Genomic DNA, 15,231 nt, shown 5'->3' on the forward strand with positions numbered 1-15,231 from the left:
GGCTCTTAATATTTCGCTGGCTCATCGCACAAGCAAGACAGTGCTGCGCCGTTTGCAGCTGTTCTGTCCTGACACCGGAGAGTCATTCACCCATGCGTCCTCAGTTCCTTTGCCCTTTGGCCATTGCTGTCAGCATTGTCGTTACGCCTGTAAACATCATTTTTGCTGCAGAGCCGGTCAGCGCGGCGGGGCGCCAGATGTACGCCTGGCTCGCAGGTCCTCTGGAGGCGACGCTTATCGCGATCGGTCAGCGCAGTGGTCGCCAGGTGGTGTTCCTGCCGGATGACGTCAGAGGGCGACAGGCCCATGGAGTTTCCGGCCAACTGACAGCAGAGCAGGCCGTCGAGCAGGCACTGCAGGGCAGCGGACTGTCGCTTTTGATTAGTGGCAGCGGCGCGCTGAGCGTGCAGCCGGAAACCGGTGCGCTGATGTTGGGTGTGTCGAACATCGATGCAGTGTCCGATCAGGAGTCGGCCTACGGTCCGGTCTATGGCTATGTGGCCAAACGTGCCGCCAGTGCGACCAAGACCGACACGCCACTGATTGAGACGCCGCAATCGATTTCCGTAGTTACCCGCGCCGAAATGGACGACCGCAAGAGTGACACCTTGGCAGATGCCTTGGGCTACACGCCAGGGTTTGTAAGCCAGCCCAATGGTTTCAGCCGGGTGGCGGACGATTACACCTTGCGCGGTTTCAACGTTGGCTCCGGGACTGGCAGTATTCTGCTCGACGGCATGAAATTGCAGTCCAGCGTCTACGACGGCGGCATTGAGCCGTTTGGTTTGGAGCGCGCCGAAGTGCTCAAGGGCGCTTCGTCTGTGCTGTACGGGCAGCTGTCGCCGGGAGGCATGATCAACGCCGTGAGCAAGCGGCCCACCGACACCCCGTTGCATCGGGTCGGCGTCGAATACGGTAGCCATGATCGCAAGCAGTACACCTTCGACCTGGCCGGCCCGCTGGATGAACAGGGTGAATTCTCCTATCGGCTCGACGGCCTGTGGCGCGACGCTGACACGCAGGTAGACCACATTCGCGACGACAAGCGCTACATCGCACCCTCTTTCACCTGGAAGCCGAACGACGATACCTCTCTCACTGTGCTCGCCAGCCACACCGAAGCACTCACCGGGCTGACGCCGCCGCTAACTTACGCCATGACCACCTACAGTCCAAACCCTGGACGCAAGATCGGGCGCGACGATTTTGTGGGCGAGCCCGGTTACGATCATTTCAACAGCCGCATCGATACATTGGGCTACGTGTTCGAACACAGCTTTAGCGACACGCTCAAAGTACGTCACGCCCTGCGCTACTACCAATCCAGGGTTTCCTGGAACTACCTGTTGCCGTTCAGCATTTCCGGTAACACGTTGAACCGCCGTTACAGCGAACGTGAAGAAACCTCCACCGGCTGGACCAGCGACAACAACGTTGAATGGAAGATCGACGCGGGCCGCTGGCGCCACACACTACTGGCGGGTGTGGACTACTACCACAAGACCTACGACACCCATCGCCACATCAGCGCCACAGTGGCGCAACTTGCTCCCCGCCTGAACCTCTCGACCTTTGCCTACACCGGGGTAGGGGCGAACACCGCACCCGAATCCGGGTGGGATATCCACAGCCGTCAGGTGGGTCTCTACCTTCAAGACCAGATCACCTTTGACGATCATTGGGTGTTTCTGTTGGGTGGTCGCCAGGACTGGGCAGAAAGCCGTAATTATTCCTTCGTCAATGGCGACCGTACGCCACGCAGTGACCAGAAACCTACCGGCCGTATCGCGCTGTTGTACCTGTTCGATAACGGCGTAGCGCCCTATGTCAGCTATAGCCAGTCGTTCCAGCCGGCCGATGTTGCCAACCCTGGCGTCGCGGGGACGTTCGACCCGATCGAAGGCGAGCAATACGAGGTCGGCATTCGCTACCAGCCACCGGGCAGCAACACGGTGCTCAGCGCGGCGGTCTACGAGCTGACACAGACCAACGCGATCACCTACAACGCCCTGAACGCGCAGTACGAGCAGTATGGCAAAAGCCGCTCCAAGGGGCTGGAACTCGAAGCCAAGACCGACCTGACTGACACCGTGAGCATGACGGCCAGCTACAGCTATACCGACGCGCATGTCTTGGAAGATAACGTCGTCACCAACATTGGCAAACGCCTTGAAGGGGTGCCTTACCACAACGCCTCGCTCTGGACGGACTATCGTCTGGCTGCGTTCGGTCTGCCGCAGGTCAAGATCGGCGTGGGCGCATTGTACACCGGTACCACCCGCACCACACCGACCGTCACTGATCGCAAGATCCCGGCCTACACCCGCTTTGATGCACGGGTCAGCTATGACATCGACGACCATTGGCAGTTGACTGCCAAGGCCCAGAACCTGACCAATGAGTCGTACCTGTCGTGCAATACCTCGTGCCGCTACGGCGACGAGCGCAGTGTCATCGGCTCTGTGAGCTACCAGTGGTGAGGCATGGCAGGCCCCAGCTGTCCGTTCGCTATAGGTTAGGGGTATTCTCAAGAATCCTCGCAGCGGTGATAGGCGGGTACGCCGTCACCGCGCTGTTCACCGCCTGCCTGGCCATCGGGTTGCCCCTTGTCGTGTTACAGCCTCGCGCCGAGACCGTGTTGGCAGCGACGTTGCCTGCCTTCCTGATTCTGTGCCTTGCAGCCATATGGGTTTTCGCGGCACGCTCGGCCAGGCGCGCCTGGCTGGGGCTGCTTGCCGCGATGTTGCTGCTCGGGGGCGTCTATGGGTGGTTGTCCGCCGTCTCCCTGCCCGGTGATGCGTGATGAAAGAAGGATTGCGTCAAAGCATGGCTTGGCTGCACACCTGGTCGGGGCTGGTTGTCGGCTGGCTGTTGCTGGCTATTTTCATGACCGGCACTGCCAGCTATTACCGCAGTGAAATCACCGCCTGGATGCACCCGGAAATTCGCCCCTCGGCGCCGATCAGCGAGGCCGCTTCACTCAAACAAGCGATGGACTGGTTGGAGCAGTGTGCGCCGGATGCTGCTTCCTGGCTGATTGATCTGCCCACGACGCGTCTGCCTGTGACTCAGGTCATGTGGCAAGGTGCAGGGGAGCGGCGTTACAACAGCGAGTGGCTTGATCCAGCCTCCACGCAGACGCTAACCCCGCGCAAAACCTTTGGCGGAGACTTCTTTTACGGGTTTCATTTTCAGCTCAGCCTGCCGTCGCAGATCGGCCGCTGGATCGTTGGCGTTGCCAGCATGGCCATGCTCATCGCCATCGTCAGTGGCGTGATTATCCATCGGCGCATCTTCAAGGACTTCTTCACCTTCAGGCCAGGCAAGGGCCAGCGCTCTTGGCTCGATGCGCACAATACTTTGAGTGTGTTAGCGCTGCCGTTCCATGCAGTGATCACCTACACCGGGCTGATCACCTTAATGTTCATGTACATCCCGTGGGGCGTCGATCTGGTCTATGGCCCCGATCGCGCAGCGTTCTTTCGTGACATTCGCGACTTCAGTGCCCCGCAGGTGCCGGCGCTCGGGAGGGCCGTTTTGGCCTCGCCCGAAACCCTCATTCAGCAAGCCCGGCAGCATTGGGGTCAAGAGCATATTGCTCGTGTGTCGATCACTGCGCCTGGAGCCGTCAATGCCCGCGTCGAGCTGTTCAGGGACACCCTGGATCACGTCTCATCGCAGCCGCAACGGCTGGTGCTGGACGGCGTGGGTGGTGAGTGGGTCGGCACGAACCCGTCAACGGGGCCCGTCAAGGCTTTCTACGGTGTGATGTACGGGCTGCACTTGGCGCATTTCGCCGATCCGCTGTTGCGTGTGTTGTTATTTCTCAGTGGGCTGGGCGGCTGCGCGATGATTGCCACAGGGCTGCAGCTGTGGGTGGTCAAACACAGAGGCAATTCAAGGCGTGGGGTCTATCGGCATATTGAAGGCCTGAACATCGCGGCAATGCTCGGACTGCCCACGGCGATGGCTGCGTTTCTCTGGGCCAACCGGCTACTGCCCGGCGATATGCCCGCTCGGGATATTCGTGAAATACAGGCCTTTTTCTGCACCTGGCTGCTAACGCTACTGCACGCTCAAATGCGGTTGACCCAACATGCCTGGCGAGAGCAGGCAATGCTGTGTGCGTTGACGTGTGGTGGTTTACCTGTGCTCGATATCCTCACAGGTCCCAATCCAATAAACGGGCTGAACCTGGTCTGCGGACTGCTGGGAATGAGTTTTGCGGTTGTGGCCTGGCGGCTCTACCAACCTGCGCAGCAGTGCATACCACAAACTCGTGCGCCGGGTTCAAGGCCCCCCCCGACGCGAGAGGCATTCATGAGCCTGCTGACATGGAGCGCTTTGCTATACGCGGCCCTGACGGCCTTGTGCCTGTCGCTAAACAGACACTACCGTGACGTCTTTAACAACCGACCGATATGGCCCAGCCAGCGGGCGTTGCGTTGGTTGGGGTTCACTGGCATTGCGGGATCGTTACTCTTTTGTATAGCGAGTGCGCCAGATGGCCGATCATGGGTCATGTGGTTCTGCACATTCGCGGTGTTGAGCTGCACTATTAGCGTGGGATTGGCTTATTTCCCGCGTCTCATTACGCTGGCCGGGAAGACAGCGGTGACGGTGTTCTTAACGGCTGTGACCATCGAGTTTTCTTTTTGAGAGGTTTGACGCTGCACTGACCGTCCGCTATCGACCGATTCTGTTGAAACAGTAGCTCTCCTGCTTGGCCTGAGGCAAAATCTGCTCATCGGCCAGCGGGAGAGTACGCAGCATGATGGGACAGTTATCGAGTGGGCAGGATCGGCTGTTTTACTCGTTCAACCTTGAAGACCACATCCCAACAAATCACCTGCTGCGCAGCATTGATCGGTGTCTCGATCTGAGCGACCTGCGCCACTATCTCGCCGATTTCTATAGCCCGATTGGGCGTCCTTCGATTGATCCTGAGTTGATGATCCGCATGCTGGTCGTGGGCTATTGCTATGGCATTCGCTCCGAACGGCGCTTGTGTGAAGAGGCCCATTTGAACTTGGCTTATCGCTGGTTCTGCCGGTTAAGCCTTGAGGATGAAGTTCGCAATCGCTGGACGTTTTCCAAGAATCGACACGGCCGTTTCCGGGACAGTGATCTGTTTCGCTGGCTGTTTAATGAGGTGCTGCGTCGCTGCATGGACGCGGGTCTGGTAAAGGGCGAAGGCTTTGCCGTGGACGCCAGCATCATCAAGGCGGACGCGAGTCGGCAACGTGGCGTGCCTGGCGATGAAGAGATCAACTGGCGCGACCCGTCTCTGAGCACTCGTGCTGTCCGTGAGTACCTCGAAGCACTCGATGAAGAGGCGCTGGCTTAAGCACTTCCCAAGCGCTTTTCGCTGACTGATCCCCTATCCCGTTGGACGGCGGCCCCGGGTGGCCCAGCGTTTTTCGCCTACTCCACGAACTACCTGATTGATGTCGAGCATGGCGTGATCATGGACGTAGAGCCGACACCAGCTCATCGAACCGCCGAGGTTGAGAGCACCAAGACCATGATTGACCGAGTCGAAGAGTTGTTCGACATCAAACCGGATCGCTTAATCGGCGTTACCGCTTACGGCACAGCACCGATGTTGGCCTGGATGGTGGAAGAGAAAGATATCGAGCCGCATGTGCCGGTGTGGGATAAAACCGAGCGTAAGGGCGACAGTTTTTCGATCAGCGACTTCCACTGGAACAAAGACGCTGAGGAGTATCGCTGTCCTGCTAAGGCATTACGTAGCGAATGGCGAGCTTTCAAGAACCTGCGCTCACACGTGACGAAAGCCAACACCATCAACTTCCGATCCAGCCAAACCGACTGCGCGACATGTCCGATGAAAGCCAAGTGCTGCCCCAACACTGCGGTTCGTAAGATCGCCCGCAGTGTTCATGAAGCGGCTCGCGATGTGGCTCGGCAAATCGCGAAGACGCCGGAATATGTGCGCTCTCGTCACGAACGTAAGAAAGTAGAAATGTTATTTGCCCACCTCAAGCGCATCTTGAAACTGGATCGCTTGCGACTACGCGGCATGAGTGGCGCGACTGATGAGTTCACATTAGCTGCTGCGGTACAGAACCTGCGCCGACTGGCCAAACTCATCTCTCACGGGCCGCCAACCACAGGATGGGTGCGCCCGAAATCAGCAAAAACCCTCAAATTAACTCACTGACAAAGCAGCAACGGTCAACGAAGTACCGAAAAACCACTTAACAGTGGTGAATAGGTTCTTTGATGAGGCCAAGCTCAGCGTCACGTTTCCTGAAAAAACGACTTTTTCAACAGAATTGGCCAAAAGCTGCCGGTAACACGCCGACCAACACGCGTTGCTTTATTGGTTGTTGCGCATGGCTTACCCCCAAACAAGGGCATGGTTTTGGGCGTATCAAACAGGCCCGCACAGGGCTACCTTCAGCATCTATCAAATGTACGCTGAGGAGTCGGAGAAGTGGAGACTGAACGAGGTATTGAAGAATGGAACGGTCGATGGTCGATCGTTGCAGGACGTGCTGTATGCACTGGCTGCATGGAAAGCCAAGCACTGGAAGACTGCGAAATCCCATTTCTACACACCGATACCTGCGGAGGCAGTGATGTGGAAGGTCATCATCCTTGGGTAGCGTTACACCACATTCTCGACAATGCGCGTGGGTGAGTTGTTGCTCAGTCCTCAACTCCTTCTATTAATACTTCACCTTATAGGTCGGAGAATCCTCTGGCCGGTTCTCTCTCCGGTCATAGATCTTGGTCGTGCTGATATTGGCGTGACCCAGCCAGGCCTGGACCTTGGCAATATCGGCTTCATGCTCCAAGGCGTTGGTGGCTGCGGTTGCTCTGAGTCCATGGACGCCTAGGCCGTCGACCTCAATACCGGCCTTTTTCGCGTAGGCTGCGACCACCGTATAGATGCCGTTGGCTGTGATACCGGCGCCGGTCAACTTGCCCCGCAACGGGATGAATAGCGGCACCTTCCTGTCCGCCAAATGATGCCCTGAGCTTTCCAGGTACTGATGAATGCGTCCAGCCGCCACCGGGTGCAGTGGCAGGTACCGAACCTTGCCGCCTTTGCCGTGCACCTTTAGATGCTGGATCCCGCGGCGCTCCTGAATGTCGCTCACCTGCAGCAGCGCTGCTTCTTCACGGCGTAGTCCGTGATAGAGAAGAACAGCCAATAGCGCCCGGTCGCGCTGCCCTTTAAGTGTTGCTTCATCCGGCGCCTCGAGCAGCGCTTTGGCCTGGTGATCACCCAGTGCCGGCGTCTTACCTTCGTTGCTTTCTATCCTGGGTCGTTTCACCCCGTGCACGGGATTGCCGCCGGCGATCGCATTGCTCTCCAGGAGGTGATCAAAGAGGCTGGCCAGCGCGGCCAATTTGCGGCGGATCGTGGCGCCGGCCAAACCGCGATGCTCGAGCTGGGCGCGCCAGGCCAGAACGTGCGATCGGGTCACCACACGAAACTCATCGGCCGAAGCCAAACCGACAAAACCGCAGAAGTCTTCCAGGTCATTTTGGTAGGCGCGTCGTGTTCGAGGGTTGTCGAGGTTGGCAAACCACTCGACTGCAGCGGGTACCCGAGCCAAATCCTGAAATTCGACCGCCGTCAGCCTACGCTGATCGTTCTGGGCGGTTTTCGTCAGTTCCTGCATATCTATCTCTCTGTTGGCACCGCTACGATCACTAATGGTCATCCCAGTCACAAAAACACCGCGCTAAGATTTCGGCGTACGAAGATCGGATAAACGGTAATAATCGGTGATAACGTATTTCTTACACCGGCAAGTAAGGCCAGCCTAGCCAGCTAGCCTGATTGATTGCGGGCAAACCTGCTCTGTCTCAGATGACCGCGTCGACCTCTGGAAGAACGTCTCTCGGCATGAACAGCGAAAAAGTTGTGCCGTGGCCTTCCTGGCTCTCAACCGTAAGGCATCCTCCCGCCTGGATGACATACCCGTAGACCATCGTCAGGCCGAGACCTGTGCCTTTTCCCTCTTCTTTGGTTGTAAAGAAGGGTTCGAAGATCCGCTCGATAAGCGCCACAGGCATTCCGGTGCCCGTGTCAGACACCTGAATTCGCACACACGATTGACCGGTTACCAGTAGGGAGCCCTTGGCAGCCATCTGTTCACTGACATCTACATTGGAGGTGCGAATCGAAATGGTGCCCCCTGCTGGCATCGCATCCCGGGCGTTGACCATCAGATTGAATACGGCGCTTTCCAGTTGGTGTGGATCGACCTTCGTCAGCCAAAGGTTGGACGCCAACTCAGTCTCATATAAGACCTTTGATCCCAAGCTTCCACGACCAAGCTCAATTAGCGAAGTGATTAACGGATTCACATTGATCACTTCTGAACCCAGCTTGTGCCGTCTGGAAAAAGCCATAAGCCGGGCTGTCATCGCACTCGCGGTCTGGGACGCGCGCAGTGCATTGGCCAGATGCTTCTTTGCATGGTCGGGCTTATCGTTTTTAAGGTAATGCTCAGCGAGACTTGCCGAGCCCGTTACGGCCGTCAGCATGTTGTTGAAGTCATGCGCGATGCCCGTGGTGAGCTGGCCTACGATTTCCATCTTCTGAGCCTGAAACCGATCGCTGATCATCTGGACCCTCTCTTCCTCACGCTGCCTAAGGAAGGTGACGTCCTGCACGCAATTAACGAAGCCGATCTGGTCTCCACCTTCGTCAAAAAGAGGCGTGACGTTTGCAATAACGTTGCGACGGCTACCGTCACGCCGCTCAACGATCACATCGACATTCAGTGCGGGCTCACCTGTGGCCAGAACCTGCACCATTGGCGTCTGGTCATGGGGCAGGTAGGTGCCGTCACCTGCATAAAGTCTGTGAGCGCCGCAGAACTTCACCTCGGGATCACCCTTGACTGGGGTCTCTCCCCAGATCTCTGCTGCTTTGAGGTTGTAAGCAACAACGACGGCATTTCGATCGCAGATATAGAGCCCGACGGGAAGGTGTTCAATCAGATCCTGGCTGTAACGAGCGTTCCAAGGACCTTGTGTAATCCGGCGATCAGAATTAAGCGCCATGGTGTACCTGTGCGTTGAGAAGCATGCAGCCGGATGGCCGACCTGCATTGTCTCAATTTCCTGCAGGAATCAGGAAGCAGGAATTCTCTAAACTTTGCGATAGCCATTAGCCCGTGCGTACAATCCACCTGGGTGCGTAAAGCGATGTGCTGATCCGCAGGTTAAATTCCAATATCGGTCGGGCCGCCGGTGAGGAATACCCGTGCCTGCGCCAAATACGCCCGCATCGACTGTTATCCCCCGGCCGCAAATCCTCACCAGCCGAGCATTGGCTGCGGTCGAGCGATTCAGTCATATCGAAGCCCTCAGTGGCGTCGTTCTTGTACTCGCCGCTATCGCTGCACTGCTCTGGGCCAACAGCTCGCCCAGCCTTTCCTATGAAACCTTCTGGCACACCACAGTCGCCATCACCATCGGATCCTTCAGCGTGGGTCAGTCGCTGCACTTCTTGGTCAATGACGGCTTAATGACCATCTTCTTTCTCGTGGTCGGAATGGAGATTCGTCAAGAGATCCAAGACGGCGCTCTGTCGAACGCAAAGCTGGCAACGCTCCCGTTAGGTGCGGCACTGGGTGGTGTGCTAGTCCCTGCAGGAGTCTACCTTGCTTACAACATGGGTACGGCGTCTGCACACGGTTGGGCAGTCCCGACCGCAACCGATATCGCATTCGCCGTGGGAGTTCTTGCTCTGCTGGGCAAATCAATTCCAGCCAACTTGCGAGTCTTTCTGCTGGCTCTTGCAATCATCGACGACATTGCTGCAATCCTCATCATCGCGCTGTTCTACACCGCAAGCCTGCATCTTGTGGGGCTGGCGATCGCAGGCACAGGTCTCGCGCTTGTCTTTGTGATGCAAAGGATGGGAATCGGCTCGGCCTGGCTCTACTTGCTGCCGGGCTCGATTGTCTGGGGAGGCCTTCTCAAGCTCGGTGTGCATCCAACACTGGCCGGCGTGATCCTTGGGCTTGTAACACCTGTATGGTCGGCACCGTCTCGGGAGCGGCCACTCGAAATCATGTCTCAGGCATTCCGAGATCTCACGCACCGGGTAGACCAGGGCGAGAAGAAGGTCTCAGCACCACTCAAGCAAATCCGGCTTGCCGAGCGTGAAGTGATGCCCCCTGTGCAACGAGTTCAGGAGGCTCTCCATCCGTGGGTCGCTTTCGTGATCATGCCGCTTTTCGCACTGGCGAATGCTGGGGTCAATGTCCATGGTGCTCAGCTAAGCGATGCAGCTGTGGTTCCGGTCGTCTATGGCGTCGTAATGGCGTTGGTATTTGGTAAGCCCATCGGCGTGGTGCTCGCTACTTGCCTCTTGGTTCGCACGGGGCTTTGCAAACTGCCTGAACAGGTGACTTGGCGCGGGGTGATACTGGTAGGCCTGCTCGCCGGCATTGGCTTCACGATGTCGATTTTCATCGCGGGCCTTGCCTATGACGACGACCGTTTATTGGCAGCAGCGAAGCTGAGCGTGCTATGCGCTTCCTCTGCGTCTGCAGTGGTGGGTTTGCTGTGGGGCTTGTTCAACTTCAGAAAGCCGGCCAGTCGTTAGTTGGTACAGATATCATCCAACTCACCCTTACGTAACAGCGGAGTTTCGCAATGGTTGCTCGGTGGCAATGGCTGTTGATTCGCACGACCAGACGTCTGTGGTTCAGAGCGGGACTGTTTTCCCTACTGGGCGTTGTGACGGCGTTGCTGGCTGTCGTTCTCAGAGACCACATTCCTATAGACCTGCCTGGCAAGATAGGCGCTGATGCCGTCGACAAGATTCTGGGCATCATCGCGTCCAGCATGCTGGCGGTCACGACGTTTTCTCTAAGTACCATGGTCACGGCCTATGGAGCAGCCAGCACGGGCACCACCCCGCGCGCCACAACACTGGTCATGGAGGACTCGACCACTCAGAACGCGCTGTCGACCTTCATTGGCTCCTTTCTGTTTAGCCTGGTCGGCATCATCGCTCTAAGCACAGGTGCGTATGGTGCTCAGGGCCGGGTCATCTTGTTCGCGGTCACACTCGCCGTGGTGGTACTGATCGTCTACACCTTGCTGCGATGGATCGACCATCTGTCCAGGCTTGGCCGGGTAGGTGAGACGATCGACCGAGTCGAGGCCGCCACCATCAGTGCGCTCACTGAACGCTGCCAACTGCCTTACCTGGGCGGTTGCGCCTACCCGGAGCGACTTGTGCAGGTGCTGGGAGTGCTATCGATCAACAGTCGGGAAGTGGGCTACGTGCAGCACATCGACGTGCCTGCGCTGGACGCCTTCGCACAGAAACATGCTGCGTTGATTTATCTTGAGATACTGCCTGGCAGTTTTGTAAACGAAGGCGAACTGCTGGCACGGGTAATGAGATCGAACACCGAGCCGCTGGATGAACCTCAGGTGAGACAAATCCTATCCGCGATCACCCTTGGCGTTAGTAGAACGTACGAGCACGACCCCCGCTTCGGTTTGTCCGTATTGTCGGAGATCGCATCGAGGGCGCTTTCGCCGGCCGTAAATGACCCAGGCACAGCAATCGATGTAATAGGCAGGGGAATTCGCGCGTTCAATGCACAGGCGAGGTCTGGGACGCTTGAAAAGCCTGAAGCACAGTGCAGTTGCGTGCATGTGCGTGGGCTCTCCGTGGAAGACATGTTTGACGACTTCTTTTCGCCGATTGCGCGTGACGGCGCAGCACTTATCGAGGTCAACATCCGTCTTGTCAAAGCGCTTGCAAGCCTTGCGCATTGCTGCCCGGCTTTGTACGCCGACTTGAGCGCCCGTCACATCGGCGTCGTCCTCGAACGGGCGGAGGCGGCGATGACTCTTGACGGTGACAAGGCGCGGTTGAGAGCGTGCATTGCCGCCTCGCTCCGGTGAACCGGCCCTCAGCCCTGGCGATCCGTGCTCATTTCCTGCAAGGAATAACGCGCTTCACCAGCGTTCCGATGCTCATGCCCTGAACCAAAATCGAGAACACGACGACCATGTAGGTCAGCGATACCACCACGTCCCGGGCATGCCCCGCCGGAAGTGACAGTGCCAGTGCTACTGATATCCCTCCCCGTAATCCGCCCCACGTCATAACGCTCCAGGCGCCGGCAGGCAGCCGAAAGCGTTTGCCCAGCACTGCGACGGGAGCGCCAACTGTCAGCAACCTGGCCAGCAATGTCAGCACGATAACGGCCAGTCCTGTGACAGCAAGCGTACCTGAGAAGTGAATCAGCACCACTTCCAGGCCAATGAGCACAAAAAGAACCGCGTTGAGGATCTCGTCAATCAACTCCCAGAACATATCAAGGTTCCTCTCGGTTTCTTCCGACATGGCGTAGGAGCGGCCTTGATTGCCAACGATGAGGCCCATTACCACCATCGCAAGCGGACCTGAGACGTGCAGATGAGTCGCCAAGGCATAGCCGCCAAGTACCGCAGCCAATGTGATGAGCACTTCTTCCTGATAGCTGTCGATGCTCTTGAGCATTCGATAGGTGATGTAGCCCAACACCGCGCCAACCAATGCGCCGCCGCCTGCCTCCTCGACCAACAGTTGTGAAGCACCAAGCACTGAGGGCGCGTCACCACTGACAATCATCGCCAGAATGAGCGAAAACAGCACGACGCTGACTCCATCGTTGAACAGCGATTCGCCCGATATCACCAGCTCGACGCTTGCGGGTGCACCTGCTGACTTCAAAATGCCCATTACCGCGATGGGGTCCGTTGGAGAGATGAGCGCACCGAATACCAGGCAGTACGAAAGGGGCAGAGCCAGGTCAGTAAGCGAGAGCAGCGCCCAAAGCGCAAAACCAATGAACAGCGTCGAAACCGTCGTTCCAATGACCGCCAGTGATGCAACTTGCCATCGGTAGGCACGTAGCTGCGACAAGTCTACGTGTAGTGCGCCAGCGAACAGCAGCAGCGATAACATGCCTTGCATCAACAGCTCTGAAAAGTCGATGGACTCCACCAGTGAGGTTTCGAATGTATGCAACGCTTCAAAACCCAGTCCACTGAGCGCCATGTTGACGAGCGAAAGCGCTAGCGCAATGCTCATCACGCCAATGGCGGGCGGCAAACCCACATACCGTCTGTTGAGAAACGCTAGCACCGCGGTGATGCTGAGAAAGACTGCGACGGTGTCCAACATCGGTCTACAACCTCCATGGATTAAGGGGGTGAGGGCGTTGCGTTGAAGTGCAACCCACCTGCTGTGGGCTCGGATTTGACATCGTATCTGTTAAAAACGCGAAATTTCAGTCGATGATCTGCTGACAATTACGAGGCGGTGCTGCACGTTGTTTTTCGGTTTGATCCTACCTCCTGAGCACGTTCACAAAGACAGCACCAGGACGCTAGTGGGGGTGGATGTCACAAGGGAGCCGTCGCTGGGGACGTGGTATCAACGAGCCGACGGGCAGCCATTATCCTTCAGGATTTCTAGCCGATAGCTTCAAGACCGGGCCTCTGGCCATCTTGCAGTGAGAAGTCCAATGCGGCTCAGAAATATAAACCTTGCTCCACGCGCCACCCTGTTTTTTTCGGCCATCATTATGCTGGTCGTGGTATTGGGCGTCATCGCCATACTGCAGATGGACAAGCTTCGCGATACGGAAAAGGATGTCGAACTCAACTGGATGCCCAGTATCCGGCAAACCGCGCTGATGAACTCGACCATTCTTCGCATACGCCTCGAGACGCAGCGGGCACTCGCGGATCCCCAAACCATTCAACAAACAGTCGACAAATTTCCCGGCTACCGCAAAGCTTCCAAAGATGCGGTATACAACTATGAGCCGCTCATTGCGAGTGATCGTGAGCGGCAATTGTTCTTGGCTGTAAAAAAGTCTTATGACGACTACGCCGGTCAGCTAGACCTACTGGAGCCTTTGCTGAAATCAGGCGATACAAGCGCCATTGTTAAGCTCGACGCTACCAGTATCCGTCCTCTGATAAATCAGATGGAGGATCAGATCGAGGAGCTGACTCAATTTAACAACGAAGGCGCCACCCTTGCCGGCGCTCAAGCGACGCAAGTTTATGACTCAGGCTTTTACCTCGTCGTCGGCTTGATTATCTTCGTCGCGCTCCTGACCCTTTGTTTGGCAACTCTACTGACTAAAACGATCACGTCGCCCCTAGGAAACGCTCTCGGTGTCGCTGAACGCATTGCCTCTAGCGACCTGACAAAAGAGGTTGAAGTCAGCGGAACGGATGAAGCAGGTAGGCTTTTGAGTGCATTGGCCAAAATGCAGCAGAACCTTCGAAGCACGATCATGCAGATCGGGGACTCGTCATCCCAGTTGGCTGCGGCATCGGAACAAATGACTGCGGTGACTGAGCAATCTAGTCTTGGCCTGGTGTCGCAGAACGATGAAGTGAATCAGGCCGCAACTGCCGTCACCGAGATGAGCGCTGCGGTAGACGAAGTGGCACGCAATGCCGAATCGGCTTCTGAAGAGTCCAGACGAGGCCAGGGCTACACGGAGGTTGGCCTGGAGCGCGTATCGCAGACCCTAAAGGCCATAGAGAAGTTGTCGAGCAATGTGCAGGACACCAGCGAGCAAATCACTGGCTTGTCCAATCGTGCACAGAATATTTCAACAGTGGTTGAAGTGATCAGAGCCATTGCGGAGCAGACCAATCTTCTTGCGCTCAATGCAGCGATCGAGGCCGCTCGGGCGGGTGAACAAGGCCGAGGCTTCGCAGTCGTCGCCGATGAAGTTCGAGCCCTCGCTCACCGCACGCAAGTGTCGACGCAAGAAATCGAACAGATGATCCAGGCTATTCAAAACGATTCCGACCAGGCCGTAAAAGCGATGGCCACCAGCAGAGAATTGGCTGCTGAATCCCTGAGTGTCGCTGGCGATGCCAGCAGTTCTTTTGACCAGATCGCCACCGCCATTACGAGCATCAACGAGCGCAACATCCTGATCGCCACCGCTTCGGAAGAACAGGCGCATGTCGCCCGGGAAGTTGATCGCAACCTGGTCAGCATTCGAGAGCTTGCCTCCCAAAGCTCGGCAGGCGCCAGCCAGACCGCAAGTGCGTGTAACGAAATGTCGAAGCTTGCGGTTAACCTGAATCAGCTGGTCAATCGTTTCAAGGTCTAAGGCATTCATACCTGATGGCGAGTTCGTCCGATATCTCTGGATGTCGGACGCTCAAACGGAGTGCAGTCTAAGCGCGAAG

General features: G+C 57.0%; 9 protein-coding genes and 1 pseudogene. 7 read left to right on the forward strand and 3 right to left on the reverse strand.

All coding sequences use genetic code 11. From position 1 onward, the window contains the following. Positions 1–92: 92 nt before the first annotated feature. The 4 genes and pseudogenes from SLW75_RS03860 (at position 93) to SLW75_RS03875 (ending at position 6,184) form a co-directional block, all read left to right on the forward strand. Entirely contained in the window at positions 93–2,480 is a 2,388-nt protein-coding gene (locus SLW75_RS03860; RefSeq protein WP_369305676.1) for a TonB-dependent siderophore receptor, read from the forward strand. 155 nt (positions 2,481–2,635) lie between these two features. Beyond that, positions 2,636–2,803, forward strand: a complete 168-nt coding sequence (locus SLW75_RS03865) for a DUF3649 domain-containing protein (RefSeq protein ID WP_410933808.1) — start codon at positions 2,636–2,638, stop codon at positions 2,801–2,803. Further along, positions 2,803–4,659 (forward strand): DUF3325 family protein, encoded by a 1,857-nt coding sequence (locus SLW75_RS03870; RefSeq protein WP_410933580.1) that lies wholly within the window; start codon positions 2,803–2,805, stop codon positions 4,657–4,659. The genes SLW75_RS03865 and SLW75_RS03870 overlap by 1 nt, the downstream gene beginning before the upstream one ends. 112 nt (positions 4,660–4,771) lie before the next feature. Then, positions 4,772–6,184: pseudogene (locus SLW75_RS03875) on the forward strand (transposase). A 511-nt stretch (positions 6,185–6,695) separates the two neighbouring features. Here SLW75_RS03875 and SLW75_RS03880 read toward each other — a convergent pair. Together SLW75_RS03880 and SLW75_RS03885 are read right to left on the reverse strand one after the other, a co-directional pair. Beyond that, a complete protein-coding gene (locus SLW75_RS03880; RefSeq protein WP_369305679.1) occupies positions 6,696–7,658 on the reverse strand; it encodes a tyrosine-type recombinase/integrase in 963 nt (320 codons plus the stop codon). A 187-nt stretch (positions 7,659–7,845) separates the two neighbouring features. Then, positions 7,846–9,099 (reverse strand): ATP-binding protein, encoded by a 1,254-nt coding sequence (locus tag SLW75_RS03885; RefSeq protein ID WP_369305680.1) that lies wholly within the window; start codon positions 9,097–9,099, stop codon positions 7,846–7,848. A 154-nt stretch (positions 9,100–9,253) separates the two neighbouring features. On the opposite strand from SLW75_RS03885, the gene nhaA reads away from it, so the two are divergent. Continuing rightward, complete coding sequence (gene nhaA / locus SLW75_RS03890; RefSeq protein ID WP_410933581.1) at positions 9,254–10,603, forward strand: Na+/H+ antiporter NhaA; 1,350 nt, start codon at positions 9,254–9,256, stop codon at positions 10,601–10,603. Between the two features lie 50 nt (positions 10,604–10,653). Continuing rightward, positions 10,654–11,922, forward strand: coding sequence for a DUF2254 domain-containing protein (locus tag SLW75_RS03895; RefSeq protein ID WP_410933582.1), 1,269 nt, complete (start codon positions 10,654–10,656; stop codon positions 11,920–11,922). A 28-nt stretch (positions 11,923–11,950) separates the two neighbouring features. On the opposite strand, the gene SLW75_RS03900 is transcribed toward SLW75_RS03895, so the two are convergent. After that, the gene (locus tag SLW75_RS03900) at positions 11,951–13,189 is read right to left on the reverse strand and encodes a cation:proton antiporter (RefSeq protein WP_369305683.1); all 1,239 of its coding nucleotides are present in this window, start codon (positions 13,187–13,189) and stop codon (positions 11,951–11,953) included. 343 nt (positions 13,190–13,532) lie between these two features. Here SLW75_RS03900 and SLW75_RS03905 point away from each other — a divergent pair, with 343 nt between their 5' ends. Beyond that, entirely contained in the window at positions 13,533–15,152 is a 1,620-nt protein-coding gene (locus tag SLW75_RS03905; RefSeq protein WP_369305684.1) for a methyl-accepting chemotaxis protein, read from the forward strand. Positions 15,153–15,231: the final 79 nt, after the last annotated feature.

Source organism: Pseudomonas sp. W5-01, assembly GCF_046540435.1.
Lineage (GTDB): Bacteria > Pseudomonadota > Gammaproteobacteria > Pseudomonadales > Pseudomonadaceae > Aquipseudomonas > Aquipseudomonas graminis_B.